The sequence below is a fragment of the Azospirillum agricola genome, assembly GCF_020005195.1.
GTDB classification, from domain to species: Bacteria; Pseudomonadota; Alphaproteobacteria; order Azospirillales; family Azospirillaceae; genus Azospirillum; species Azospirillum agricola.
This window is the reverse complement of record NZ_JAIFZR010000005.1, coordinates 1,951,039-1,975,204: the sequence shown is the minus strand read 5'-3', so window position 1 is coordinate 1,975,204 and position 24,166 is coordinate 1,951,039. Positions and strand designations below refer to the sequence as shown.

The following is a 24,166-nucleotide window of genomic DNA, read 5'->3' as shown; positions in this document are numbered from 1 at the left end:
GACAAGGCCGCACCCCGGTCTCCACGGGCACGTTCCCAGATTAAATAATGCTGTCCCCGCGCGAAACAACCGGAAAAGCTGGTCTGCCCAACGGCGAAACCGGGGAGAATGTGGCGGCATCCGTCGGGGGTTGTCCACCCGCGTCGGACCCACATGGGAATCCCAGGTGCGGAACGGCGACCAAACACCCGCCGGACCAAAGGCTTGGAAGCGATTCGCGCACCGCCGGATGCAGGTCCAGGCCACGCGCGGCGGGCATGGCGGCGACCACCTCCCGCCATCCGCCCTCCCCCAGCCTCGCAACGGTCACGGGCGAGTCGCGCCCGGCGGCGGGTGTGACGGCGAAGCGGCGGTCCCACAGCACGCGCCGCCCGGGCGCCGCGACCAGCCGGTCGGCCACCGCCTCCGGCTCGCGCGCGATCATAACTTGGCCACGACGGCACAGCACCCGGCACCCCGCCAGGGTCCGCCCCCGGAGCCGTCCGGCGGCGATCTCGGCGTGAAGCCGCTCGACCGCCTCGTCGCGCACCGGATGGGCGCCGCCTCCGACCACGGCGAGGCAGCGGCCCAGGGCGCGCAGGGCGATCTCTTCCGGCGCGGCGCACAGCGCGGCCGGGTCGAGCGCGATCCAGCCCTCTGGATAGACAGCGGCGGCCTCGGCCAGCAGCGACGCGGTGACCGCCTCCAGGGCCGCCCGCGCCCGCCCGGCGCGGCGTGCGGTTTCGCCCAGCCGCTCGGCGTCCAGCCCTTCCGCCGCCAGCAGGCCACGCGCCGCCCGCAGGCGGGCACGGGCGTAGCGCGGGTTCTCGTTCGACGGATCCTCGATCCAGGCCGCGCCGGCAGCCCGGCAGGTCGCCAGCAGCCGTCCATGCGGCACTTCCAACAGAGGGCGCAGCACGCGGACGGATCCCTCGGCGCGGATCGCCGTCATTCCAGCCAAACCGTCGACCCCGGAGCCGCGCGCCAGCCTCAGCAGCACGGTTTCCGCCTGATCGTCGCGGTGATGGGCGAGCGCCAGATGCAGGATGCCCTCGGCCGCGCAGGCGTCCGCCAGCAGGCGGTGCCGCGCCGCCCGCGCCGCCGCCTGGATGCCCCCGGCCGGCTTGCCGCCGTCCCAGCGCAGGATCCGGTGGGCGATGCCGAGCGCGGCCATGCTCCGTCCGACGGCCTCCGCCTCCGCCGCCGACTCGGGACGCAGCCCATGATCGACGGTCAGCGCCAGCAGTTCACCACCCTGCCCGGCAACCCAGCGGTTCAGGAGCAGGGCCAGCGCCACGCTGTCGCCGCCCCCCGACAGCCCGACCACGACGCGCGGAGCCGGTTCGAAACCGCCCAGCCGATCCATCAGCCGGGCGAACTCCGAACCGGTCAGCGGCGCCTCGGCCGTTACGCCGGGCAATTGATGCGCTTGCGCTCCGTGTCGGCGCGGCGCTTCACGCTGGCCGAGGCTTCGGGGAACTTGGTCATCAACTGGTTGAAAGCGGTGCAGGCGTCCGATTTCTTGTTGAGCTGTTGCAGGGTCATGCCGAGCTTGAGCAGCGCGTCGGGAGCCTTCGGGTTCTTCGGGTACTTCTGCAAGGTCTCGGCGAAGGCCTGGGCCGCGTCGGGGAACCTGTTGCGGACGTAATAGCTCTCGCCCAGCCAGTATTGCGCGTTGCCGGCGTAGGCGTGGCTCTTGTTCTTGACGATGAACTCCTGCAACGCCTTCTCCGCCTTGTCGTAGTCCGACTGGCGCAGCAGTTCGAAGGCGCGCTCATATTGCTTTTCCGGTGTCGCGTTGGCCGGCAGCGGCGGCACGGCGGCGGCCGTCTGCGCCGGCTTTTCGGGAGCCTTGTCCGCCGCCTTCTCCGGCTGCCTGGCCGGGGTCTTCGCCGGCCCCAGTGCGCTGTCGGCCATCGCCCCGCCGCCCATGGCGCCGCCACCCTTGGATTCCAGCTCCTTGAAGCGGAAATCGAAGTCGGCGTTCATCTTCTCCAGCCGGTCGCGCATCTGCGAGACCTGATAGGTCGATTCCTCGTACTTGCCGGTCAGCTCGGAGATCGCCCGCTCCAGCGCCTGGAGCCGGATTTCGAAATCGGCGGCGAGCGAGGGATTCACCTGCGCCACCTCCACCATGCCGCCCAGCGCCGCGACCTGGGTCTCCAGCCGCTGCGCGCGGTCGATCTGGGACGCCGTCTGGGCGAGAGCGGAGGTTCCGCACAACAGACCGCCCAGCAGCAGAGCGGTGAAGGAAGACGCTTTGGTCATGCGCTGAATATCCTGTCCGGGCCCTGTCCGGGCGGGGTGACCCAAAGTGACGGTACCGGGTCATTGGGGCGACGCGATGGCGCGTGTGTAGCAGAAGATCGCACAGCGCGCATCGGGTGGATGCTGCGCCGAAGGTCTTAAAACCGCGCAAAGAAAAGGGCGCCGCCCCGGTGTCCCGGATGCGGCGCCCTTTTCACGGACCCGGACGGGTGCCGTCGTCAGTCGACGACGGTCACGCCGCGGCGGTTCTGCGACCAGGCGGCCTCGGTCGAACCGACGACGGCCGGCTTCTCCTTGCCGTAGGACACGACCTTGACGCGGTTCGGGCTGATGCCCTTGGCGGCCAGGTAGTTCTTCACCGAGTTGGCGCGGCGCTCACCCAGGGCGAGGTTGTACTCGCGGGTGCCGCGCTCGTCGGCGTGGCCTTCGATGGTGACGGTGACCGAGCCGTAGGTCTGGAGCCAGGTGGCCTGACGGTCCAGCGTGGCGCGGGCTTCCGGCGACAGGTCGATGCGGTCGAGGCCGAAGAAGACGCGGTCGCCGACGTTGACGGCCAGATCTTCCTGCGAGCCCGGACGGATCGAGGACTGGGTGCCCGTGGCGGCGCCGGTGTTGGCGTCCTTCGGAGCGGTTTCGCAGGCGGCGAGCAGCGCCACGGCGGCGAGAGCGAGGAACTTCATGCGCATGTTCAGGGACCCCTTAAACGACACTCGTTGATTTGGCCGGTTCTGGAACACGAGAGCCGCCGACTTCCGCCAGACCCCGACGGAAATCCCGACTTCCGACCCTTGTCTTGAGCATTGCTCCCGCGCCGCCGCAAAATAGGGCTACTCCCCTAGGGAATCAAGGGGCGACCTTTATGGAATCAGGGGCGACCAAGCCGGGTCCGAGGCGTCGAGCGGCGTGCTCACGCGGCGCTCGTTGGCGCCCGTGATGTCGATCGAATACAGCTTGGCGTTGCGGCCGCGCCCGTCACCCGACGGCAAGTCCTTGAAAAACATGATGACGCGGCCGTTGGGCGCCCAAGTCGGGCCTTCGACGTGGTACCCCTCGCTGAGGATACGCTCGCCGGTCCCATCCGGACGGATTACGCCGATTGCAAAGCTGCTCCCCCGCTGGCGCGTGAAGGCGATCAGGTCGCCGCGCGGCGACCACACCGGCGTGCCGTAGCGGCCCTCGCCGAAGCTCAGCCGCTTCACGCCCGAACCGTCGGCGCCCATGATGTAGAGCTGCTGCGTGCCGCCGCGGTCCGACTCGAAGACGATCTTCTGGCCGTCCGGCGAGTAGCTGGGGCCGGTGTCGATGCCGGGGGAGTCGGTCAGCTGGGTCTGGCGGCGGGTGCGCAGGTCCAGCGTGTAGATGTCGGTGTTGCCGTTCCGCGCCATGCTCATGACGACGCGGTTGCCGTCCGGCGAGAAGCGCGGCGCGAAGGTCATGCCGGGGAAGTCGCCCAGCACCTCCTGGCGGCCGGTGTCGATGTTGAACAGGTACACGCGCGGCTTCTTGTTGAAGTACGACATGTACGTGATTTCCTGGGTCGTCGGCGAGAAGCGCGGCGTCAGGACCAGGGTCTGCCCGTCGGTCAGGAACTGGTGGTTCTCACTGTCCTGATCCATGATGGCGAGCTGCTTCTTGCGCACGTTGGCCGGGCCGGATTCGGCCACATAGACGACGCGCGTGTCGAAATAGCCGTCCTCGCCGGTCAGCCGCTTGTAGATGGCGTCGGCGACGATGTGGGCGATGCGGCGCCATTCCTGCGGCGAGGCGGTGTAGCTCAGCCCGTGCATGTACTGGCCGGCGGCGACGTCCCACAGGCGGAAATCGACCTTCATGCGGCCGTCGCCGCCGGTCGTCGTGTTGCCGGCGACCAGCGCCTGGGCGCCCAGCGCCTTCCAGTCCTGGTAGCGCGGGTCGCCGCTGCGGAGCTGGTCGGGGGTCTGGAGGAAGCCGCGCGGGTCGAGCGGCCGGAACAGGCCCGAACGCTCCAGGTCGGCCGAGATCACCTTGGAGATGTCGGCGCCGAGCTGGGCGTCGCGGCCGCCGGAGCCGGCGAAGCTGGTGATGGCGATGGGCAGCGGTTCGACCACGCCCCGCGTGATGTCGATGCGCAACTCGGCGCGCGCCTGCTGCGGAGCGGCAACGCCGAGGGAGAGGAAAAGCGCGCCGGTCAGACCGGCGAACTTCAGCAGAAGCCTCGTCTTCGTCGTCATGTCAGAACATGTCCCTCGGGTCGAAATTGAACACGATGTAGCGCCAGCTTTCGTAGGTCTCGGGCGTGAACTCGCTGGTCAGCAGCTCCAGCGGACTGGAACGCTTGACCGCGCGCACCGCGGCGTCGGCCGACGCGCGGAAGGCGGCGTCGGTCATGTAGCGCGAGCGGTACTTCTCGTCGATGTAGGCCTGAATCACGGAACGGTCGCGACCGACCTCGACATGGATCTCGATCTGCATCGAGCCTGCGTCCTTGCGGCCGCTGTCGAAGTTCCAGTTCTTGCTGAGCTGTCCGCGGATGGCGTCCAGCGCCCGGCCCGACGGCTTGAACGGCTTGTCGGGACCGTTCACCGCCTTGGCAGCACCCGCCGGAGCCGCCGAGGCGGTCTTCTGGCTGGTCGGCTTGGCCGTGCTGTCCGATCTGGCCGAGGCCTTGCCATCCGCCTTCGGGTCGTCCGAGGGCTTGATCTTGCCCACGTTGGCCAGGAGGTCGGACAGCGGGTCGGTCTTGGCCGGCGCCTTTTCGGGCGGCTTGGCCGGCGCGTCCTTCTTCGGCTCGGCCTTCGCCACCTCCGGCTTGGCCGGTTCGGGCTTGGCCGGCTGCTTCGGCGGCTCCGGCTTGGCGGGCTCCGGTTTCGGCGGCTCGGGCTTCTTCGGTTCCGGCTTCGGGGGCTCGGGCTTGGGCGGTTCCGGTTTGGGCGGCTCGGGCTTCGGGGGCTCGGGCGGCTTGGGCGGTTCCGGCTTCGGCTCCGGCTTGGGTTCCGGCGGCTTGGGCGTGGGAACGGGCGACGGCTCCGGTGCGGGAGGCGGCGGCGGCGGGGGCGGAGGAGGTGGCGGCGGGGGCGGCGCCGGCTTGGGCGGCGTCGGCTCACGCGGCGGCGGCGGAACCTGGGCGACCTTCGGCGGCTCCGGCGCCCGGGTGGGCGGCGGGGGCGGCGGCGGCGGTTCGTCCTCGTCGTCGGGCGGCGTCGGGGCGGGCGGCGCCGGCTTGGCTTCGGGCACCGGCGGGCGCGGCGCGGCGTTGGCCGGCTTCGGCTCGCCCTTCTCGACGCGGGCGGCCTGGGTGACCTCCCCCATTTCGACGATCTCGATGGGGATCGACGCGGCGATTTCGAGCTTGCGATCGCTGGGCGGCATGCCGAGCACCATCAGCGCGACAAGCGCGACGTGCAGCACGGCCGAGGCGATCAGGGGCTTGCGCATGGGTGGTCCGCCCGCCTCAACGCACCGGCTTGGCGCCGACGCGCGCCGTGGACGCGGTCGGGCCGTTCGGCATCTCGGCGACCAGACCGACCTTCTTGAAGCCGGCGGCGCTCATCGTGCCCATGACCTCCAGCATCTTGCCGTAGGCGATGGTCCGGTCGCCGCGCACCAGGATGCGGGCGTCGGGGTTGTTCTCGGTCACGGCGATCAGCAGCGGCACCATGTTGGCCAGTTCGACCGGCGTCTCCTGCACGAAGACGCGCCCGTCGGTCTGCACGGTGACGAACAGCGGATCCCTCTGCTGCTCCAGCGGCGCCGCGTTGGTCTTGGGCAGGTCGACCGGCACGCCGACCGTCAGCATCGGGGCGGCGACCATGAAGACGATCAGCAGCACCAGCATGACGTCGATGAAGGGCGTCATGTTGATCTCGGCCATCGCCCGGTAGCCGCGACGCTTGCCGCGGCCGTGGGATTTGCCTGCGAGTTGTCCGGCCATGGTTCAGGCGGCTCCCCGCTCCTCGAGGTGGCGCGACAGGATCGCCGAGAACTCGCCCGAGAAGGTGTCGAGGCGGTCGGCGTAGCGCCCCAGGTCGGTCGAGAACTTGTTGTAGGACAGCACGGCCGGGATGGCGGCCAGCAGGCCCATGGCGGTGGCGAACAGCGCCTCGGCGATGCCCGGCGCCACCACGGCGAGGCTGGTGTTGCCCGAGCCGGCGATCGAGGTGAAGCTGTTCATGATGCCCCAGACCGTGCCGAACAGCCCGATGAAGGGCGCCGTCGAGCCGACCGAGGCGAGGAAGGTCATATAGCGCTCGGCCCGCGCCATCTCGCGGCCGATGGTCACCGCCATCACCCGCTCGACGCGCTGCTGGAGCGAGCCCTTCATGGTGCCGGCGATGCCGCGGTCGGCGGCGTGGCGCCACTCGCGCATGCCGGCGGCGAAGGTCGCCGCCATCGGGTCGGCCGGGTTCTGGCCGATGCGGTCGTACAGCGCGTCCAGCGAGCCGCCCGACCAGAAGCTTTCCTCGAAGGCGTCCGCCTGGGCGTTCAGTCGGCGGATGCGCATCAGCTTCTCGATGATGATCGCCCAGCACCAGACCGAGGCGACGACAAGCATCATCATCACGATCTTGACGACCGCGTCCGCCTGCCAGAACAGGCCAAGGATCGTGATCTCGTGCGCCGTCGCGGCGGCGTTGCCGGCCAGCTGGGCGGTTTGCAGGGCATCCATCGCAGTCAGTCTCGCGTTTGCGCTGTGGTTGTCATATCGGGATGGGAAAGCTGGCGCCGGTGCAGGGCATCCATCGCCGCGCGCACCGCCTCCGGCAGGCGAACCGCCCGGCCGGCCGGGTTGATCGTCACCAGCTGGAGGTCGGCGCGCACGAGCGTCCGCCCGTCGCGCCGGATGGTTTGTGCAACTGCGAAGGAGGCTCCGCGGATATCGGCGATTCGGGTGTCCACTTCAAGCGTGTCCTCCAGCTTGGCCGGGGCGGTAAAATCGATCGTCGCGCGCCGTACCGCAAATGACACACCTGTGACAACGCCCAACTCCGTTGTCACGCCTTTCGCCATCTCGGTCTGGCGGAAGCCGAGCAGGGTCAGCATCTCCGACCGCGCCCGCTCGGCGAAGCGCAGGTAGTTGGCGTGGTAGACGATGCCGCCGGCGTCGGTGTCCTCGTAATAGACCCGCAGCGGGAAGCGGTGCGACCCGTCCGCCGCAAACCAGCCGGAGAGCATGGGCTCACTCATCGCCGCCCTCCTCCGGCTCGGGCAGGCGGTCGAGCATGTCGAGCTGGCGCGCCGACGCGCTCGGCGGGTTGAGGCCGAGGTAGCGGAAGCCCTGATCGGTCAGCATGCGCCCGCGCGGCGTCCGTTGCAGGAAGCCCTGCTGGATCAGGTACGGCTCGACCACCTCCTCCAGCACGTCGCGCTGCTCGCCGAGCGCGGCCCCCAGCGTCTCGACGCCGACCGGGCCGCCGCCGTAGTTGGTGGCGACGAGGCCGAGATAGCGGCGGTCCATGCTGTCGAGCCCGAGCCGGTCGACCTCCAGCCGGGTGAGCGCCGCGTCGGCGACGCGCTTGTCGACCTCGGGCACGCCGGCCACGGCGGCAAAGTCGCGGACCCGGCGCAGCAGCCGCCCCGACACGCGCGGCGTCCCGCGCGCCCGGTTGGCGATCTCGCGCGCGCCCTCCGGCGTGATGCCCATGCCGAGCACGCCGGCGGCGCGCCGCACGATCAGCTCCAGCTCGTCCGGCTCGTAGAATTGCAGCCGCACCGGGATGCCGAATCGCTCGCGCAAGGGGCGCGTGATCAGGCCGCTGCGGGTGGTGGCGCCGACCAGGGTGAAGGGCGGCAGGTCGATGCGGATCGACCGCGCCGACGGACCTTCGCCAATGATGAGGTCGAGCTGGAAATCTTCCATGGCGGGATACAGCACCTCTTCCACGGCGGGATTAAGGCGGTGAATCTCGTCGATGAACAAAACGTCGTGGGGTTGCAGATTCGTCAGCAGGGCGGCGAGGTCGCCGGCCCGCGCGATCACCGGGCCGGAGGTGGCGCGGAAGCCGACGCCAAGCTCGCGCGCGACGATCTGCGCCAGCGTCGTCTTGCCCAGCCCCGGCGGACCGAACAGCAGCACATGGTCGAGCGCCTCGTTGCGCGAGCGCGCGGCCTGGATGAAGATCGACAGGTTCTCGCGGGCCTGCCGCTGGCCGATGAACTCGGCGAGCGACAGCGGGCGGATCGAGGACTCGCCGCCGTCGCCGCTGCCTTGTCCCGGCTGGACCAGCCGGTCGGGGCCGCCGGTGGGACCGGTCATTGGCTAAGCTCCTTCAGGCCTTGGCGGATCAGGTCGGACACCCCGGCATCGTCGCCCAGCACGCGCCCGGCGGCGACCACCGCGCCGAAGGCCTCCGAACGGCCGTAGCCGAGATTGACCAGCGCCGACACCGCGTCGGCCAGCGCCGGGCTGGCGCCGGGAACCCCGGCGGGCGCGCCCTTGCCGGCGGGGACCGACGTCGCGGCCGGGCCGAGCGCCAGGTTGCCGACCTTGTCCTTGAGTTCGTTGAGGATGCGCGCCGCCACTTTCGGCCCGACGCCGTCGGCGCGGATCAGCGCGGTCTTGTCCTGCGACGCGATGGCGCGGGTGAGCTGGTCGGGGTCGAGGATGCCGAGGATCGACAGCGCCAGCCGGGCGCCGACGCCCTGGATGGTGGTCAGCAGCTTGAACCACTCGCGCTCGCCCTGGTCGGCGAAGCCGTGCAGGACGATGCGCTCCTCGCGGATGAAGGTCTCGACGACCAGCGAGGCGCGCTCGCCGACCGCGAGGCGCGACAGCGTGCGGTTGGAGCAGGACAGCAGGTAGCCGACCCCGTTGACGTCGAGGATGAGCCAGTCGGTCCCGGTGGAATCGACGATGCCGGTCAGTTTGGCGATCATGCGCGCTCGTCCTCCAGATCCCTCTCCCGCCCCGGGAGAGGGTGGCCCGCAGGGCCGGGTGAGGGGCTATCGGTGGCGACCGGTCGCCGCAGAACCGAGGTTTCGTCGAGCTGTGCCTTGATGGCGGTGAGCACGCCATCGAGATTGTCGGCCACGTCGTTGTTCCAGAAACGGAGAATACGGAAACCCGCCTGCTCCAGAAGCTTGGCCCGGCGTGCGTCGTGCGCGGCGGTCTGCTCGGCATGCTGGCCGCCGTCGAGTTCGACGATCAGCCGGTGATCGTGCGAGATGAAATCGACGGTGAAACCGAAGATCGGTTCCTGGCGACGGAATTTTGCACCAAGCTGGGTGTTGCGCAGCCGTTGCCACAGGAGCTTTTCCACATCGGTGGAGTCGCGGCGGAGGACTCGGGCGCGTTCGGTTTCTTGAGGCGCCGGGTAGCGCTTAGCCTGGGTGGGCAGGCGTGCAGCGGCCGATAGCCCCTCACCCTCCCCGCCTTCGGCGGGTCCCCTCCCTCTCCCGGGACGGGAGAGGGCATCGCCGCGCCGCCACGTCGCCCAGCTCGACCTATGATGGGCGTGGCAGATCGCCACGGCCAGGGCGTCGGCGGCGTCGGGAGTGGTGATCTCGCAGCCGGGAAGCAGCAGGCGGACCATCGTCTGCACCTGCGCCTTCTCGGCCCGGCCCTGCCCGACCACGGCCTTCTTCACCATGTTGTTGGCGTATTCCGCCACCGCCAGACCGGCCAGCGCAGGCACCAGCAGAGCCACCGCGCGGGCCTGCCCCAGCTTCAGCGTCGAGACCGCGTTGGCGTTGACGAAGGTCTCCTCGACCGCCGCCTCGTCGGGGCCGTAGCGCTCCAGCACGGCCGTCAGGGCGTCGTGAAGCTGCACCAGCCGCTCGGCGAGCGAACAATTGGCGTCGGAATGAACGGCGCCGTCGGCGACATGGCTCAGGCGGTTGCCCGCCACGTCGATGATTCCCCAGCCGGTGTGTCGCAGGCCGGGATCGAGCCCCAGCAGGCGGACCCGCGATGAAGTGGGCGAAGGCATCGCCATTCCGTCCCGTCCGGCCTGCGCAAACACAGCCCCGATCTCCCGCCGTTCGGCCCGGTCGTCAGGCCGTCAGCTTCTGCATCAGCTCGTCGGAGATGTCGAAGTTGCCCTCGACCACCTGGACGTCGTCGTTGTCCTCCAGCACGTCGATCAGCTTCAGCAGGCTGGCGGCGGCGTCCTCGGACGGGGCCACCGTGTTCAGCGGACGCCAGGTCAGCCGCGCGCTCTCCGGCGCGCCGAACTTGGCCTCCAGAGCGTCGCGGACCGTGCCGAAGCTCTCCACCGCGGTGGTCACCTCATGGCCGTTCTCGTCGGATTCGACGTTGTCGGCACCGGCCTCCAGCGCGACCTCGAACATCGCGTCGGCGTCCGCCGATGCCGCCGGGTAGTAGATGGCGCCGATGCGGTTGAACATGAAGTTCACCGAGCCGGTCTCGCCCAGGCTGCCGCCGTGCTTGGTGAAGGCGGAGCGCACTTCGGACGCGGTGCGGTTGCGGTTGTCGGTCAGCGCCTCGACGATCAGCGCGGTGCCGCCGGGGCCGTAGCCCTCGTACCGCACCTCCTCGTAGTTGGTGTCGTCGCCGCCGCCGGGCGTGCCCTGCTTGATGGCGCGGTCGATGCGGTCGCGCGGCATGTTCTGCTGGCGACCGGCCAGGATGGCGGCGCGCAGGCGCGGGTTGGCCGCCGGGTCGGGCAGGCCCGACTTGGCCGCCACGGTGATCTCGCGGGCGAGCTTGTTGAAGATCTTGGACCGCTTGGCGTCCTGCGCGCCCTTGCGGTGCATGATGTTCTTGAACTGGGAATGACCGGCCATGGGTCGAACGAGCCTCGGACAAAGAGCGGGTTAAATCGGCGGGTGGCCGCACGACACATGTAACAGGTCCGCAACGCCACCGCACGCGTTCGGCGCGGAGACGACACCCACCGGATTAGAAAGTCAATATGGCGAGATTGCGGCGTGGCCTGGGCCGTTCGGCGGCACCGTCACCGCAGGGCCGTCACTGCGCCCGCTCGGGCATGGTCTGGCTCAGCCGGCCGCCGATGCGCAGCGGCTCGATGCGCAGCGCCAGCCCGGTGCGGTCGTCGGTCTCCACGTAGCAGCCGCAGACGGTGCCCTCGCCCTCGGCCGGCGACAGGCGCTCGGTCGGCAGCTTGCGCACCATCTTGGCCATCGCGATCTCCTTCTTCATGCCGATGGCACTGTCGTAGTCGCCGCACATGCCGGCGTCGGTCTGGTAGGCGGTGCCCTTCGGCAGGACGACATGGTCGGCGGTCGGCACATGGCTGTGCGTGCCGACCACCAGCGAGGCGCGGCCGTCGCAGAAATGGCCCATGATCATCTTCTCGCTGGTCGCCTCGCCATGGACGTCGATCAGGATCGCGTCCACGCCGCCCCCTCCCTGGCCGGCCCCCAGCCGGTGCGCCTTCAGCACGCGGTCGACCGCCGCGAAGGGGTCGTCCATCGGCTCCATGAACAGGCGCAGCAGCACATTGACCACCAGCACCTTCCGCCCGCCGCGCGCCTGGAGCAGCACGAAGCCGCGCCCCGGCGTGCCCTCCGGGTAGTTGACCGGCCGGACGATGCGCGGCTGCTGCTCGATGGTGCCGACCAGTTCCTTCTGGTCCCACGTGTGGTTGCCCAGCGTCACCACGTCGATGCCGGCGGCGAAGAACTCCTCGGCGATCTTGACGGTGACGCCGTAGCCACCGGCGGCATTCTCGCCGTTGACCACGGTCAGGTCGGGGTCCAGCCGCTCGCGCAGCGCCGGCATGTGCGCGATCACCGCGTCGCGTCCGGCCCGCCCAACCACATCGCCGAAGAACAGAATACGCATCGTCTCGTCCGCCTCATCCACCAACGCGGAGCGTCTCGCGCTCCGTCACGATCCAATCCAGCCGCTCGTCGTGATCGGCGCTCGGCACCGTCGCGACCTCCTGCGCGGCGAAGGCAACCCCGACCGCCAGCACCGGCCCCGCCGCCCGCAGCAGGTCGAGCGTCCGGTCGTAGTAACCGGCGCCGTAGCCCAGCCGGTGCCCGCCGCGGTCGAAGGCCAGCAGCGGCACCAGCAGCACCGACGGGTGCGGCACAACCGCCCGCCCCTCCCCCGGCTCCATGATGCCGTAGCGCCCGGCCACCGCCGGCTCGTCCGGGTCCCAGTCGCGGAACAGCAGCGCCGTGCCGCGCGGCCCGGAGACCGGCAGCGCCACGCCGTGCCCAAGGGTCCTAAGATGGATCAAAGCCGGCCGCGCGTCGAGTTCCGAACCGAGCGGCCAGTAGCCCCCGACCGCGCCCGGCGGCAGGCCGAGCGCCGCCACGCGGTCGCGCACCGCCAGCGCGGCCCGCGCGCGGATGTCCGGATCGGCGATGGCATCGCGCACGGCGCGCGCCTGTCTGCGGGCGGCGTCCTTGCCTTGCGGATCGGTCATCGTCGGAGGATGGCGGGGAGAGGGTCGGGAAAAGGAGGGTGGAAGGCGCCGCCTCGGCCGGTGGCCATGTGCCTATCCTCCATGGCCTGCATGAGCAGGTGGGCGCCGTGTACCCGGACCAAGGGTCCGGACAGGGACAGCTCCCTAGAGATCAAGGTTATCGGCCCTGGGGATTATTGCAGCCTGTCGAACCAGGCAGCGTCCTTCCGTTTACCAATCTAGGCGCGTTCGAGCCGCGCGGCAACCTCTTCGATGCGTTTCGCGACGTGATCGATGCCGGAGGCCACTTCCGCCTCGTCGATCGTCGGCTTGGCGGTGATGCCGCGCCCGGCCATCACGTCCTGCAACTCGTCGGCCAGCACGAGGCAGGTCATCAGCATCATCTGCGCCTCCGACCCGCTCTTGCCGCCGCCGGTCAGCTGCTTCAGCCGGCCGTCCACATAATCGGCAAGCTCCCTCAGGCGGCGCTCCTGCCCGTCCTCGCACAGCATGCGGTAGGCGCGTCCGTTCACCTCGATGTCGACCTGGGCCATGGGGTCAGCTCTCCAGCACCTGTTCCAGACGACCGATGGCGACCTCCAGCCGCTGCGACACGGTTTCGGCGGTGGCCTGGGCGGTCGCCCGATCGGCGCGCGCCGTCTCCAGCGCGCGGGTCAGCTCCTGGTCGCGCCGGGCGACGCGCTCCTCGCGGGCCGCCGCCGCGTGTTCCAGCCGATCGACGGCCTTGCCCAAGCGCTCCAGCGCCGCTTTCAGCGTATCCATACAGCGAAGACCTTCGAACCGGATTGGGCGTCCCGCACGCGCCGTTCTGGCGCGGAAGTGGTAAAGGTGGGGTGGGCGGACGGACCCGTCAACGGCAAATCCGGTGCGGCCGATCGGCCCACCCCCGCCCCCGGCCCCACCCCCGCCCCCGGCCCCGCTCCTGCTGACGCCCCTGTCCGAGCCGAAACCCTCCCATTCGCATGTTGACCTTGGGCCTAGGCTTCTGCATGGTGCGCGCGTTTCACGGAGCCTTGACAGGCGCCCGTGCATCTGCCGTTGCCCTTCCCTGCTTCGCGCGCCCGACTCCAGGAAAACGCCCCGATGTCCGCTGAGACCTCCGCCCAGCCCTCCCTCCACACGATGGCCAGCGCGATCCGCGCCCTCGCCATGGACGCGGTCGAGGCCGCGAAGTCCGGCCATCCGGGCATGCCGATGGGCATGGCCGACGTCGCGACGGTGCTGTTCACCAAGTTCCTGAAGTTCGACCCGAAGAACCCGACCTGGGCCGATCGCGACCGCTTCGTGCTGTCGGCCGGCCATGGCTCGATGCTGATCTACGCGCTGGCCTACCTGACCGGCTATGAGCGGATGACCATCGACCAGCTGCGCAACTTCCGCCAGCTCGGCAGCCTGACCCCCGGCCACCCGGAGGTCGATCCGACCCTGGGCATCGAGATGACCACCGGCCCGCTCGGCCAGGGCGTCTCCACCGCCGTCGGCATGGCGCTGGCCGAGCGGATCACCAACGCCCGCTTCGGCGACGCCCTGGTCGATCACTTCACCTACGTCATCGCCTCGGACGGCGACCTGATGGAGGGCGTCAGCCACGAGGCCTGCTCGCTGGCCGGCCATCTCGGCCTCAACCGCCTCATCGTGCTGTGGGACGACAACCACATCTCGATCGACGGCTCGACCGATCTCAGCTTCACCGACGACACCCCGGCGCGCTTCCGCTCCTACGGCTGGAACACCATCTCGGTCGACGGCCACGACACCGACGCCGTCGCCAAGGCGATCGCCGAGGCGCAGACCTCCACCGACAAGCCGACGCTGATCGCCTGCCGCACCATCATCGGCAAGGGCGCGCCGAACAAGGCCAACACCCACGGCTGCCACGGCTCGCCGCTGGGCGCCGACGAGGTCGCCGCGACCCGCGAGGCCATCGGCTGGACCCATGAGCCGTTCGTGATCCCCGACGACGTGCTGTCCGCCTGGCGCGCCGCCGGCACCCGCAGCGCCGGCGCCTTCCAGGGCTGGAGCGAGCGCTTCGCCGCCCTCGACGCGGCCGTCGCCAAGCAGTTTACCCAGGCCGTCGACCGCGGCGTCCCCGCCGGCCTCGGCGACACCATCGTCGCGCTGAAGGAAAAGATCAGCGCCGACAAGCCGAGTTGGGCGACCCGCGTCGCCTCGGGCAACGTGCTCGACGCGCTGGTGCCGGCCATCCCCGAGATGATCGGCGGCTCGGCCGACCTGACACCGTCCAACAACACCAAGGCGAAGAACACCGCCGACGTGGCGGGCCGTGGTGAGTTCAACGGCCGCTACGTCCGCTACGGCGTGCGCGAGCACGGCATGGCGACCGTCATGAACGGCATGGCGCTGCATGGCGGCGTCATCCCCTACGGCGGCACCTTCATGCAGTTCGCCGACTATTGCCGTCCGGCGATCCGTCTGGCCGCGCTGATGAAGCAGCGCACGATCTTCGTGATGACCCACGACTCGATCGGTCTCGGCGAGGACGGCCCGACCCACCAGCCGGTCGAGCATCTGGCCGCACTCCGCGCCATCCCCAACCTGCTGGTGCTGCGCCCCGGCGACGCGGTGGAGACCGCCGAGTGCTGGCAGATCGCGCTTGAGGCGACCGGCACCCCGTCGGTGCTGGCGCTGACCCGCCAGAACGTGCCGACGCTCCGCACCGAGCACACCGCCGAGAACCGCAGCGCCCGCGGCGCCTACGTCCTGGCCGAGGCCGAGGGCGAGCGCAAGGCGACCATCCTCGCCACCGGCTCCGAGGTCTCGCTCGCCATGGAGGCCCGCAAGGCGCTTCAGGCCGAAGGCGTAGGCACCGCCGTCGTGTCTATGCCGAGTTGGGAGCTGTTCGCCGCCCAGGACGACGCGTACAAGGCGTCCGTGCTCGGCACCGGCGTCCGCGTCGGCGTCGAGGCGGCGGTGCGCCAGGGCTGGGATCGCTGGCTGGGCGACAAGGGCGCCTTCGTCGGCATGACCGGCTTCGGCGAATCGGCGCCCTACCAGGAGCTCTACAAGCATTTCGGCATCACCGCCGAAGCCGTCGTCGCCGCCGTCAAGGCGCGTCTCTGAGAGAAGCGGGGCGTCCTGCCTGACTTGGGCGCCCCACAGTTCAAACTGGAGGAAGAAATGGCTGTTCGGGTAGCGATCAACGGTTTTGGCCGCATCGGCCGTCTGGTTCTGCGCGCCATCTACGAGAGCGGCCGCAAGGACGTGGAGGTCGTGGCGATCAACGACCTCGCCGACCTCAAGGCCAACGCGCACCTGCTGAAGTACGACAGCGTCCACGGCCGCTTCCCCGGCACCATCGAGACCCGCGACGGCGTCCTGATCGTCAACGGCCACGAGATCAAGGTCGTGCAGGAGCGTGACCCGGCCAAGCTGCCCTGGAAGGATCTGAACGTCCAGATCGCCATGGAATGCTCGGGCATCTTCACCAAGCGCGCCGACGCCGCCAAGCACTTGGAAGCGGGCGCCGAGAAGGTTTTGATCTCCGCCCCGGCGACCGACGAGGACATCACGGTCGTCTACGGCGTGAACCACGACCAGCTCAAGGCCGACCACCGCATCGTCTCGAACGCGTCCTGCACCACCAACTGCCTGGCGCCGGTGGCGCACGTGCTCCACAACCTCGTGGGCATCGAGAAGGGCTTCATGACGACGATCCACTCCTACACGGGTGATCAGCGCATCGTCGACACCAACCACAAGGACCTGCACCGCGCCCGCGCGGCGGCCCTGAACATGATCCCGACCTCGACCGGCGCCGCCAAGGCCGTCGGCAAGGTCCTGCCCGAGCTGAAGGGCAAGCTGGACGGCACCGCCATGCGCGTCCCGACCCCGAACGTCTCGGTCGTCGACTTCAAGTTCACCGCCAAGCGCGCCACCTCGGTGGAGGAGATCAACAAGGCGATCTCCGAGGCCGCCAACGGCGCGCTGAAGAACGTGCTGGGCGCCTACACGGAAGAGCTGGTCTCGACCGACTTCAACCACGACCCGCACAGCTCGATCTTCGCGCTGAACGAGACCAAGGTCATCGACGGCAACTTCGTCCGCATCATGACCTGGTACGACAACGAGTGGGGCTTCTCGAACCGCATGAGCGACACCGCCGTCGCCATGGCGAACGCGAAGTAAGCGTCTCCGGTCCGCCGGAAACGGAAGGGGCGCCTCCGCGAGGGGGCGCCCTTTTCGTTTGCCTGTCCGTTTCGTTTGCCCGTTTCGTTTGCCCGTCCGGAGGAACCGGCGCGCCTACGCCGCGCGGACGGTGTCGAGGAAGCTGGCCACCTGGGTCTTCAGGCTGTCCGCCTGCCCCGACAGCGTGCCGAGCGCGTCCACCAGTTCACGCGCCGTGCGGCCGCTCTGGTCCGACGCCACGGTGACGCCGGCGATGCTCGACGACACCTCGCCGGTGCCGGCGGCGGCCTGCTGGACGCTGCGGGAGATCTCGGCCGTCGCCGCGTTCTGCTCCTCGACGGCGGCCGAAATCGCGGTGGCGATGCCGCTCAACCGGTCGATGACCGAGGCGACGCTCTGGATCTCCGCCACCGCCTGGCCGGTCACCGCCTGGATGCCGCTCATCTGGCCGCCGATCTCGTCGGTGGCCTTCGCCGTCTGGTTGGCGAGCGCCTTCACCTCGCTCGCCACGACGGCGAAGCCCTTGCCGGCCTCCCCGGCACGGGCCGCTTCGATCGTCGCGTTCAGCGCCAGCAGGTTGGTCTGGCCGGCGATCGAGTTGATCAGGCCGACCACGGTGCCGATCCGGCCCACCGCGTCGGCGAGGCTGCCGATGCGGCTGTTGGCCTGCTGCGCCAGCCCGACCGCCTCGGCCGCAACGCGGCTGGCCTCGGACACCTGCTGGCCGATCTCGACGATGGAGCTTGAGAGCTGCTGCGAGGCCGAGGCGACGGTCTGCACGTTGGCCGCCGTGGTGTCGCTGGCCGAGGCGACCACGGTCGCCAGACGGTTCGTCTGGTCGGCCGCCTGCGACATGGCGCGGACCTTGCGGTCCAGTTCCTCGGTGGTCGCGGCGACCGTGCGGATCATGCCGCCGACGGATCCCTCGAAACCGTCCGCCAGCCGGTCCATCGCCTGGCGCTTGTCCCGCTCGGCGCGGCGGGCGTGCTCGGCCTGATCGGCCTCCAGCCGCTGGCGGGCCGCGGCGTTCTCCTTGAACACCTGGACGGCGCGCCCCATGTCGCCCAACTCGTCGGAGCAGTCGGCTTCCGGGACGGCGACCGACAGGTCGCCCCGCGACAGCGCGTTCATCGCGCCGGACAGGCGGCGGATGCGGACGCTGATGCCGTGGCCGACCAGCGCGATCAACCCGACCACCGGCAGCGCCAGACCGCCGACGATGCCCAGCACCGTCCACAGCGTCCCACGGAAGCGGGTGTCGAGGTCGTCGATGTAGACGCCGGTGCCGATCATCAGCTGCCAGGGCTCGAACATCCTGACGTAGCTCATCTTGGGCAGCGGCACGTCGCTGTTCGCCTTCGGGTACAGGTATTCGACGAAGCCCTCGCCCTTCGTCCGTGCGGTGTCGACCAGTTCGCGGATGAAGTAGACCCCATTGGAATCCCTGGTGTCGCGCTGGTCCTTGCCGACCATCTCCGGGCGGACCGGGAGGATGATGGCCTGGTAACTCAAGTTGTAGGCGAAGATGTAGTCCTTGCCGTTGTAGAACATCCCGTCGAGGTTGGCCTTGAAGCGTTGAAGGGCTTCCTCCCGCGTCAGCTTTCCGGTCTTGACCTCGGCCTCGTAGCCGTCGGCGAGCCCATAGGCGGTCTGCACGACGAAACGCAGCGCCTCCCTCCGGTCGTCGTGGAGGCTTTGCTTGTTCGTCCACAGCGCCACCCCGGCGATGCCGATGGACGCGACGGCGGCCAGAACGACCAGCGCCCAGAGCTTCGCCCGCAATGTCAGTCTCAATCCGCCCACGGCGCACCCCAACGGCCACGATTTCGCAGGTGCCATACGCAAGGTGGATGCCAGCGCCTCCCGCAGCGCGGCATGAAGGCGTCCGCCGCGGAAAACCCACGCAATGACCAGAGTGAGCAACCGATCAAAAGGAATACGACTTTTGCACGACGCGAATGACCGGATACCGCACTGCAAACAGCGTCGCAAAATGCAAAGGGCCGGCCGGTCATGGCAGCGGCACCCCTGTCGCTGAGCACTCCGGCTTTCCATGGGCGGCGAAACGCCGCATCGCTCCACATACGCCCTGCCAAGGGGCACCTTCGGCATTTCCCAACACATGGACGTTTTCATTCGTCTATATTGCCATGATCATCCGATCGGAGTGTCCGCCCGTCATCATGGCCACCATCAGCGAAGCCCTTAGGACCGCCCTGGAGCTCCATGGCGCCGGCCGGCGGGACGAGGCGGTGGCGCTGTGCGACCGCATCCTGGCCGTCGATCCGAACCACGGGCCCACGCTCTACTTCGCCGGCACGCTGCTGTGCCAGCTTGCCCGCTTCGACGAAGCCCGGAGCCTGCTGGTGCGGGCGGTGGTGCAGGATCCCGGCCTGATCCCGGCGCACGCCAATCTGGCAAAGATTGACGCCGGCGCCGGCGACTGGGCCAATGCCCTGGCATCCTCGCGCCGTGTCATCGCGCTCGCTCCCGCCGACGCCCCTGCCTGGGACCTGCTGGGGACGGCGGCGCATCGTGGTGGACGGAGCGACGCCGCCATCGCCGCCTTGCAACGCGCGCATCGTCTGGCCCCCGGCGCGAACCACCAGAAGCTCGGCGTTCTTCTCTTCGAACGTGGCCGTTCCCACCTCGAGGCCCGGAGAAACGAGCGGGCGTTGTCCGACCTGACGGTGGCGGCCTCCCTGCTCCCGTTCGACGCCGATTTGGGCTTCGCGCGGGCCGTGGCGCTGATCGAGCTTGGCCGGACCGCCGAAGGCATCGCTCTGTGCCGGCGCCTGACGACCTGGAATCCGGCATCCGCGCCTCTCCTGCACGTTTTCGGCCTCGCCCTGACGCAGACCGGAGGCGACGGCTTGAGCATCCTGCGGCGCGCCAGCGCCCTCGACCCCGACAACCCGGACCCGTGCGAGGCGCTGGCGATGGCATTCGACGGCAAAGACCCGGAGGAGGCGCTCCGCTGGTCGACCCGCGCCCTGTCGCTCAAGCTGCGCGCCATTCCGCCAGCGCCCCCCGAGCCTTTGCCGGAACCGGCGGCCGGCCGCACGCTCGACGTGGTCAGCTTCAGTCTGTGGGGATCGCTGGAAATCTACTGCGGCGGCGCGATCGACAACGCGCGGCGCATCGCGCGCGATCTGCCGGGCTGGCGCTGCCGCTTCTACCACGACGATTCGGTGCCCGCCCACATCCTGGCCGAACTGGCGTCCCTGGGCGCCGAACTCATCGGGATGCCGCGCAACGCCGTCTCCGGTCAAGGGTTGTTCTGGCGCTTCCTCGCCGCCGACGATCCGACGGTAAGGCGCTTCCTGTGCCGGGACTGCGACTCCCGGATCACCGCGCGCGAGCGCGCCACGCTGCGGGAATGGCTGGAGTCCGGGCAGCCCTTCCACGCCATGCGCGACCACGTCATGCACATGGAGCTGATCCAGGGAGGCCTGTGGGGCGGCACCGCCGGGCTGCTGCCGCCGGTCGGCCCCACCATCGATGCCTTCACGGCCAACCGTTCGAGCCGGTGGAACGATCAGCATTTTCTGGCGGAATGGCTGTGGCCACGAGTCGTCGACCGGATCCTGGTGCATGACGGTGTGCATGGAGCCCTGGGCCGCCCCTTCCCGGAACCGGTGGCGCCCGGCGAAACCCATGTCGGCGCCAAGCTGGTCCATGTGGTCCGCCTGCCGGAGATGGACGCCGCCGGAACCGGTCCCTGGATGGAGGCCACCGGGCGGCACGGCCGTCTCGCCTTCCCGCAACACGCCCCGCACATCGGCCTTTCCCTCGACACGTTGGGTGAATGGCTGGAGATCGAAGCCGCGCTGTGCGCCCGCTACCTGAAGGCGGGCGGCGTGGCGCTGGACACCGGCGCGGGGATCGGTGCCCACGCCCTGGCCTTCGCGCGCGCCGCCGGGCCGCAGGGCCATGTCGTGGCGATCGAGCCGTCCCCTTCCCTGTTCGCCGGCCTGGAGCGCAGCCTCGCGCTGAACCCGGACGTTTCCGTCACGGCCCGCCGGACCCTGCCCGATGGGCTGGGCGACGGGCTGGGCGACAGGTTGGCCGGACTGCCGGCGGGCCGACGCATCGATCTGGTGCGGGCCACGCTGACCGGCCCTCCGCTGGATCCGCTCGTCCTGGAGGACCTTGCCTCCCATCGGCCGGTCTTCTATTTCCGGGTCGCCGCCGACGCCGCGCTGCACGACGCCATGGCCCGGCTCAAGCCGCTGGGGTATCGTCTGTGGTGGCACATCGCGCCGGTCTTCAATCCGGCGAACCGGAGCGGGCGGACCGGCAACCCGTTCCCGGGGCTGGTGACGGTCAACGCGCTGGCCCTGCCGGACGGACATGGCGACGTTCCGTCGCGCCTCGCACCGATCGACACGGCCGGCGCGTCCTGGCGGGATGCGGTCTGGCGGCTTGCCTGCGACGGAGGGTGACGATGGCGGGGATGATGGCGGAGACGACGCCGTGGCCAGCATAGGGGAAGCGCTGCTGGCGGCGCTGGACCATCTGGAGGCCGGCCGGCTGGCCGAGGCCGAAACCCTGTGCGACCGCATCCTGGGCGCCGATCCCACGCAGGCCGACGCCTGGCGTCTCGCCGGGCTGGCCGCCGCCAGGGCCGGGCGGATGGAGGATGCGCGCCATCGCCTCGCGGTCGCGATCCGCCACGCGCCCGACCGCAACGACCTGCGCCTCAACCATGCGGCGACGCTCGCCGCGTCCGGGCTGCCGCAGGCCGGCGCGCTGCGCCTGACCCTGGCGCTGGAGCCGGCGCGCGACGATCTGTGGAAGAGCTTGGCCGATGCCGCCGCGCGCGAGGAATCAGCCCCGGCGACTATCGGTCCGTGGCGGGCGCTGGCCGGGTTGCGGCCGGACGAGGCCGCGCTGCGCTACAATCTGGGCGTCGCCCTCCAGGACAGCGGGCGCCTGCGCGAGGCCGCCGCCGCCTACGCCGGGGCGACGGGGCTGGCCCCGCTTCTGGAGGAGGCCCATTTCAACCGGGCCAACGCCCTGCGCGATCTCGGCGACCACCCGGCCGCCGTCCGCTCCTACCGCGCCGCGCTGGCGGCGGCCCCCGCCATGCTGGGCGCGGCCCGCAACCTCGGCCTGCTGCTGATGCCAGCCGATCCTCCGGCAGCCGTCGCCGCCTTCCGCATCGCCGCCCGCGTCGAACCGGCACAGCCGGACGGCGCGCTCGACCTTGCGGCGGCGCTGCTGGCGGCGGGCCGGCCGGCCGAGGCCCTGGCGGCGTTCGACGAGGCGCTGGAGCGCGATCCCGGACGAGCGGCCGGGCATGACGGCCGCGCCCTTGCGCTCCGCGAACTGGGGCGGGCCGCCGACGGGCACCGGGCACGGACACGCGCGCTGGCCCTCGATCCCGGCCTGGCCGAAGCCTGGGTCAACCAGGCCCAGGGCTGGATCGACCGCGGACGGCCGAGCGCCGCCGGCATCGACAGCCGCCGGGCCCTGCGCCTGCGGCCCGGCTATCCGGCGGCGCTGGATGCCCTGGCCCGGTCGCTCCACGCCGCCGGCCGTCCCGAACGGGCGATGGCCGTCCTGCGCCGCCTGATGGCCCTGACTCCGGCCCCGGCCCGCGCCCTCCACAGCAACCTGCTGCTGATCCGCCAGAGCGACCCGTCCGTCGGGCCGGCCGCCCTGCTGGCGGAGCACCGGCGCTGGGCACGCCTGCACGCCCCCCCGCCCGGCGCGCCGCCCTCGCCTCCGCCGGTCCCGCGCGGGGAAACCGCCGGGCCGCTGCGCATCGGCTATCTGTCCGCCGACTTCCGCACCCATTCGGTGGCGACCTTCTTCGCGCCGCTTCTGGACGCCCATGACCGGCGGGCGGTCCGCGCCGTCTGCTACGACGCCGCGCTCAGCCGGCCCGACGCGACGACCGCCCGGCTGCGCGAACGGGCGGACGACTGGCGCGAGGTGGCGGGACTTGGCGACGCGGCGCTGGCCGACCGCATCCGCGCTGACCGGATCGACGCGCTGATCGATCTGGGCGGTCACACCGCCGACAACCGGCTCGGCGTGCTGGCCCTGGCGCCGGCGCCGGTGCGGCTGACCGCGCTCGGCTATCCCGGCACGACCGGGCTCTCGCTCGAAGGGCGGCTGACCGACCCGATCATCGAACCGCCGGACCAGCCCCCCTGGAGTTCGGAGCCGCCGATTCCCCTGCCCGACGGGTTCCTGCGCTACCAGCCGCCGGACGGCGCGCCCGAGCCACGCCCACGGGACGAACGGGAACCTGTCACCTTCGGATCCTTCAACACGCTGGGCAAGCTGACCCCGGCCGTGATCGCCGCCTGGACGGACATCCTGGCGGCGCTGCCGGAGTCGCGGCTGCTGCTGAAGGCGCCGGGTCTGACCGACCCGGCGGTGCGCGACAACCTGCGCGCGCGCTTCGTCGATCGCGGAATCGCCGCCGACCGTCTCGAACTGGTCGGCTGGGTCGCCAGCCGGGCCGGGCATCTGGCGCTGTACCAGCGGATCGACGTCGGGCTCGACCCGTTTCCCTACAACGGCACCACCACCACCTGCGAGGCCCTGTGGATGGGGGTTCCCGTGGTGACCCTGGCCGGCGACCGGCACGCCGCGCGGGTGGGGGCGGCCCTGCTCACACGGGTCGGCCTGCCGGACCTGATCGCCGCGACCCTGGAGGATTATGGACGGATCGCCGCGACGCTCGCCGCCGATTCGACCCGGCTGGCCCGGCTGCGGCTGGAGTTGCGCGACCGCATGCGCGACGGTCCGCTGGGCGATGCCGCCGGGCTCGCCCGTGCGGTGGAGGCCGCCTGCCGTGACCTGCTGGCGGCGGCGCGGCGCCGGTGACGCGATCCGCCCGCCGGCCAAGCGCCTTTCCCGTCACCCTCCCGTCTTGACGCTGCTCACCCCCGCCGCGCGGCCGAGGCAGTCGGCGATCCAGGCGGCGACGCTCTTGCCCTCGCGCTCCGCGCAGTCGGCGATGGCGCGGTGCAGGATCGGGTTGAGGCGGATCGCCAGCCGCCCGGAAAAGGGCTGCTCGCCATCCCCGCCGAGATCGCACGACAGTTCGAGATACTCGTCGACGGCGCGGCGGAAGGAATCGCGCAACTCGTCCACCGACCGGCCCGAGAAGGTGATGCCATCATGCGTGTTGATGACCTCACCGACGAACAGCCCCTCGTCGTTGTCGAAGTCGATCTGGGCCTTGTAGCCCTTGTATTCCATCATCGCGGTGTTCCCGAGGGAGGATATCCCGAAAATCGGCCGGGCCGGCGTTCTCGCCACCCGATGCGATCGACCATACCTCCGGACCGATCCGGTGCGGTTTGACCTGCCTCAATTTTCTCAACCGGCCCCGTTGAACCTGTCGGGGATCCGGGGCGACGGAGGAAGCCGGCGGGCGGCGGGCTGGCGCCCCCGCCCCCGCCGCGGCTATACCCGAC

At 70.4% G+C, this 24,166-nt stretch carries 22 protein-coding genes, 1 other RNA gene and 1 pseudogene; 4 read left to right on the top strand and 20 right to left on the bottom strand.

All coding sequences use genetic code 11. The annotated features are described in order from the left end of the window. Positions 1–40 precede the first annotated feature (40 nt). From tilS to JN22_RS24280, 18 genes and pseudogenes are all read right to left on the bottom strand, one after another. On the bottom strand, positions 41–1,399 hold the full coding sequence (gene tilS, locus JN22_RS24365; RefSeq protein WP_223677869.1) for a tRNA lysidine(34) synthetase TilS: 1,359 nt from the start codon (positions 1,397–1,399) through the stop codon (positions 41–43). Continuing rightward, complete coding sequence (ybgF, locus tag JN22_RS24360; RefSeq protein ID WP_085556350.1) at positions 1,387–2,247, bottom strand: tol-pal system protein YbgF; 861 nt, start codon at positions 2,245–2,247, stop codon at positions 1,387–1,389. Before ybgF ends, tilS begins: the two co-directional genes overlap by 13 nt. A 218-nt stretch (positions 2,248–2,465) precedes the next feature. Then, positions 2,466–2,933: a peptidoglycan-associated lipoprotein Pal gene (gene pal / locus JN22_RS24355; RefSeq protein WP_085556349.1), complete on the bottom strand. Its 468-nt coding sequence runs from the start codon at positions 2,931–2,933 to the stop codon at positions 2,466–2,468. Between the two features lie 171 nt (positions 2,934–3,104). Then, positions 3,105–4,457: a Tol-Pal system beta propeller repeat protein TolB gene (gene tolB, locus JN22_RS24350; protein ID WP_085556348.1), complete on the bottom strand. Its 1,353-nt coding sequence runs from the start codon at positions 4,455–4,457 to the stop codon at positions 3,105–3,107. 1 nt (position 4,458) lies between these two features. Further along, positions 4,459–5,661 carry a hypothetical protein gene (locus tag JN22_RS24345; RefSeq protein WP_085556347.1) on the bottom strand — a complete coding sequence of 401 codons (1,203 nt, stop codon included), beginning with the start codon at positions 5,659–5,661 and terminating at the stop codon, positions 4,459–4,461. A gap of 16 nt (positions 5,662–5,677) precedes the next feature. After that, a complete protein-coding gene (gene tolR / locus JN22_RS24340) occupies positions 5,678–6,157 on the bottom strand; it encodes a protein TolR (RefSeq protein ID WP_085556346.1) in 480 nt (159 codons plus the stop codon). Positions 6,158–6,160: 3 nt separating this feature from the next. Then, positions 6,161–6,892: a protein TolQ gene (tolQ, locus tag JN22_RS24335; RefSeq protein WP_085556345.1), complete on the bottom strand. Its 732-nt coding sequence runs from the start codon at positions 6,890–6,892 to the stop codon at positions 6,161–6,163. A 5-nt stretch (positions 6,893–6,897) separates the two neighbouring features. Beyond that, the gene (locus tag JN22_RS24330) at positions 6,898–7,410 is read right to left on the bottom strand and encodes a YbgC/FadM family acyl-CoA thioesterase (RefSeq protein ID WP_085556344.1); all 513 of its coding nucleotides are present in this window, start codon (positions 7,408–7,410) and stop codon (positions 6,898–6,900) included. Next, on the bottom strand, positions 7,403–8,479 hold the full coding sequence (gene ruvB, locus JN22_RS24325) for a Holliday junction branch migration DNA helicase RuvB (protein WP_085556343.1): 1,077 nt from the start codon (positions 8,477–8,479) through the stop codon (positions 7,403–7,405). The genes JN22_RS24330 and ruvB overlap by 8 nt, the downstream gene beginning before the upstream one ends. Further along, positions 8,476–9,099 (bottom strand): Holliday junction branch migration protein RuvA, encoded by a 624-nt coding sequence (ruvA, locus tag JN22_RS24320; RefSeq protein WP_085556342.1) that lies wholly within the window; start codon positions 9,097–9,099, stop codon positions 8,476–8,478. The genes ruvB and ruvA overlap by 4 nt, the downstream gene beginning before the upstream one ends. Next, positions 9,096–9,560: an endonuclease domain-containing protein gene (locus tag JN22_RS24315; RefSeq protein WP_223677951.1), complete on the bottom strand. Its 465-nt coding sequence runs from the start codon at positions 9,558–9,560 to the stop codon at positions 9,096–9,098. Before JN22_RS24315 ends, ruvA begins: the two co-directional genes overlap by 4 nt. Positions 9,561–9,608: 48 nt before the next feature. Continuing rightward, a pseudogene (gene ruvC / locus JN22_RS24310) lies at positions 9,609–10,151 on the bottom strand (crossover junction endodeoxyribonuclease RuvC); the annotation flags it as partial. 64 nt (positions 10,152–10,215) lie between these two features. Further along, on the bottom strand, positions 10,216–10,968 hold the full coding sequence (locus JN22_RS24305) for a YebC/PmpR family DNA-binding transcriptional regulator (protein ID WP_085556341.1): 753 nt from the start codon (positions 10,966–10,968) through the stop codon (positions 10,216–10,218). Between the two features lie 184 nt (positions 10,969–11,152). After that, positions 11,153–11,989 (bottom strand): TIGR00282 family metallophosphoesterase, encoded by an 837-nt coding sequence (locus JN22_RS24300; RefSeq protein WP_085557329.1) that lies wholly within the window; start codon positions 11,987–11,989, stop codon positions 11,153–11,155. 13 nt (positions 11,990–12,002) lie between these two features. Further along, positions 12,003–12,581, bottom strand: a complete 579-nt coding sequence (locus tag JN22_RS24295) for a 5-formyltetrahydrofolate cyclo-ligase (protein ID WP_085556340.1) — start codon at positions 12,579–12,581, stop codon at positions 12,003–12,005. A 41-nt stretch (positions 12,582–12,622) separates the two neighbouring features. After that, a non-coding RNA gene (gene ssrS, locus JN22_RS24290) (6S RNA) lies at positions 12,623–12,786 on the bottom strand. A gap of 13 nt (positions 12,787–12,799) precedes the next feature. Beyond that, entirely contained in the window at positions 12,800–13,114 is a 315-nt protein-coding gene (locus JN22_RS24285) for a cell division protein ZapA (RefSeq protein ID WP_085556339.1), read from the bottom strand. Between the two features lie 4 nt (positions 13,115–13,118). Further along, on the bottom strand, positions 13,119–13,343 hold the full coding sequence (locus tag JN22_RS24280) for a hypothetical protein (RefSeq protein ID WP_085556338.1): 225 nt from the start codon (positions 13,341–13,343) through the stop codon (positions 13,119–13,121). Positions 13,344–13,664: 321 nt separating this feature from the next. On the opposite strand from JN22_RS24280, the gene tkt reads away from it, so the two are divergent. Continuing rightward, complete coding sequence (gene tkt / locus JN22_RS24275) at positions 13,665–15,662, top strand: transketolase (protein ID WP_085556337.1); 1,998 nt, start codon at positions 13,665–13,667, stop codon at positions 15,660–15,662. Positions 15,663–15,719: 57 nt separating this feature from the next. Beyond that, positions 15,720–16,727, top strand: coding sequence for a type I glyceraldehyde-3-phosphate dehydrogenase (gap, locus tag JN22_RS24270; protein WP_085556336.1), 1,008 nt, complete (start codon positions 15,720–15,722; stop codon positions 16,725–16,727). Between the two features lie 114 nt (positions 16,728–16,841). Here gap and JN22_RS24265 read toward each other — a convergent pair whose 3' ends face one another. Beyond that, a complete protein-coding gene (locus JN22_RS24265) occupies positions 16,842–18,509 on the bottom strand; it encodes a methyl-accepting chemotaxis protein (RefSeq protein ID WP_317852933.1) in 1,668 nt (555 codons plus the stop codon). A gap of 401 nt (positions 18,510–18,910) precedes the next feature. Here JN22_RS24265 and JN22_RS24260 point away from each other — a divergent pair, with 401 nt between their 5' ends. Then, positions 18,911–21,172, top strand: coding sequence for a tetratricopeptide repeat protein (locus JN22_RS24260; RefSeq protein WP_179166217.1), 2,262 nt, complete (start codon positions 18,911–18,913; stop codon positions 21,170–21,172). A gap of 31 nt (positions 21,173–21,203) precedes the next feature. Further along, the gene (locus tag JN22_RS24255) at positions 21,204–23,570 is read left to right on the top strand and encodes a tetratricopeptide repeat protein (RefSeq protein ID WP_179166216.1); all 2,367 of its coding nucleotides are present in this window, start codon (positions 21,204–21,206) and stop codon (positions 23,568–23,570) included. A gap of 33 nt (positions 23,571–23,603) precedes the next feature. Here JN22_RS24255 and JN22_RS24250 read toward each other — a convergent pair whose 3' ends face one another. After that, positions 23,604–23,951 (bottom strand): type II toxin-antitoxin system HicB family antitoxin, encoded by a 348-nt coding sequence (locus tag JN22_RS24250; protein WP_085556332.1) that lies wholly within the window; start codon positions 23,949–23,951, stop codon positions 23,604–23,606. Positions 23,952–24,166: the final 215 nt, after the last annotated feature.

Excerpts from the sequence above, each read along its gene's own strand:
- JN22_RS24295 (WP_085556340.1), bottom strand. The coding sequence starts at position 12,581 with ATGACCGATCCGCAAGGCAAGGACGCCGCCCGCAGACAGGCGCGCGCC.
- JN22_RS24300 (WP_085557329.1), bottom strand. The coding sequence starts at position 11,989 with ATGCGTATTCTGTTCTTCGGCGATGTGGTTGGGCGGGCCGGACGCGAC.
- tolR (WP_085556346.1), bottom strand. The coding sequence starts at position 6,157 with ATGGCCGGACAACTCGCAGGCAAATCCCACGGCCGCGGCAAGCGTCGC.
- JN22_RS24345 (WP_085556347.1), bottom strand. The coding sequence starts at position 5,661 with ATGCGCAAGCCCCTGATCGCCTCGGCCGTGCTGCACGTCGCGCTTGTC.
- JN22_RS24305 (WP_085556341.1), bottom strand. The coding sequence starts at position 10,968 with ATGGCCGGTCATTCCCAGTTCAAGAACATCATGCACCGCAAGGGCGCG.
- tolB (WP_085556348.1), bottom strand. The coding sequence starts at position 4,457 with ATGACGACGAAGACGAGGCTTCTGCTGAAGTTCGCCGGTCTGACCGGC.
- JN22_RS24280 (WP_085556338.1), bottom strand. The coding sequence starts at position 13,343 with ATGGATACGCTGAAAGCGGCGCTGGAGCGCTTGGGCAAGGCCGTCGAT.
- JN22_RS24285 (WP_085556339.1), bottom strand. The coding sequence starts at position 13,114 with ATGGCCCAGGTCGACATCGAGGTGAACGGACGCGCCTACCGCATGCTG.
- tolQ (WP_085556345.1), bottom strand. The coding sequence starts at position 6,892 with ATGGATGCCCTGCAAACCGCCCAGCTGGCCGGCAACGCCGCCGCGACG.
- ruvB (WP_085556343.1), bottom strand. The coding sequence starts at position 8,479 with ATGACCGGTCCCACCGGCGGCCCCGACCGGCTGGTCCAGCCGGGACAA.
- pal (WP_085556349.1), bottom strand. The coding sequence starts at position 2,933 with ATGCGCATGAAGTTCCTCGCTCTCGCCGCCGTGGCGCTGCTCGCCGCC.
- ruvA (WP_085556342.1), bottom strand. The coding sequence starts at position 9,099 with ATGATCGCCAAACTGACCGGCATCGTCGATTCCACCGGGACCGACTGG.
- ybgF (WP_085556350.1), bottom strand. The coding sequence starts at position 2,247 with ATGACCAAAGCGTCTTCCTTCACCGCTCTGCTGCTGGGCGGTCTGTTG.
- JN22_RS24250 (WP_085556332.1), bottom strand. The coding sequence starts at position 23,951 with ATGATGGAATACAAGGGCTACAAGGCCCAGATCGACTTCGACAACGAC.
- tkt (WP_085556337.1), top strand. The coding sequence starts at position 13,665 with ATGTCCGCTGAGACCTCCGCCCAGCCCTCCCTCCACACGATGGCCAGC.
- JN22_RS24260 (WP_179166217.1), top strand. The coding sequence starts at position 18,911 with ATGGCCACCATCAGCGAAGCCCTTAGGACCGCCCTGGAGCTCCATGGC.
- JN22_RS24330 (WP_085556344.1), bottom strand. The coding sequence starts at position 7,410 with ATGAGTGAGCCCATGCTCTCCGGCTGGTTTGCGGCGGACGGGTCGCAC.
- gap (WP_085556336.1), top strand. The coding sequence starts at position 15,720 with ATGGCTGTTCGGGTAGCGATCAACGGTTTTGGCCGCATCGGCCGTCTG.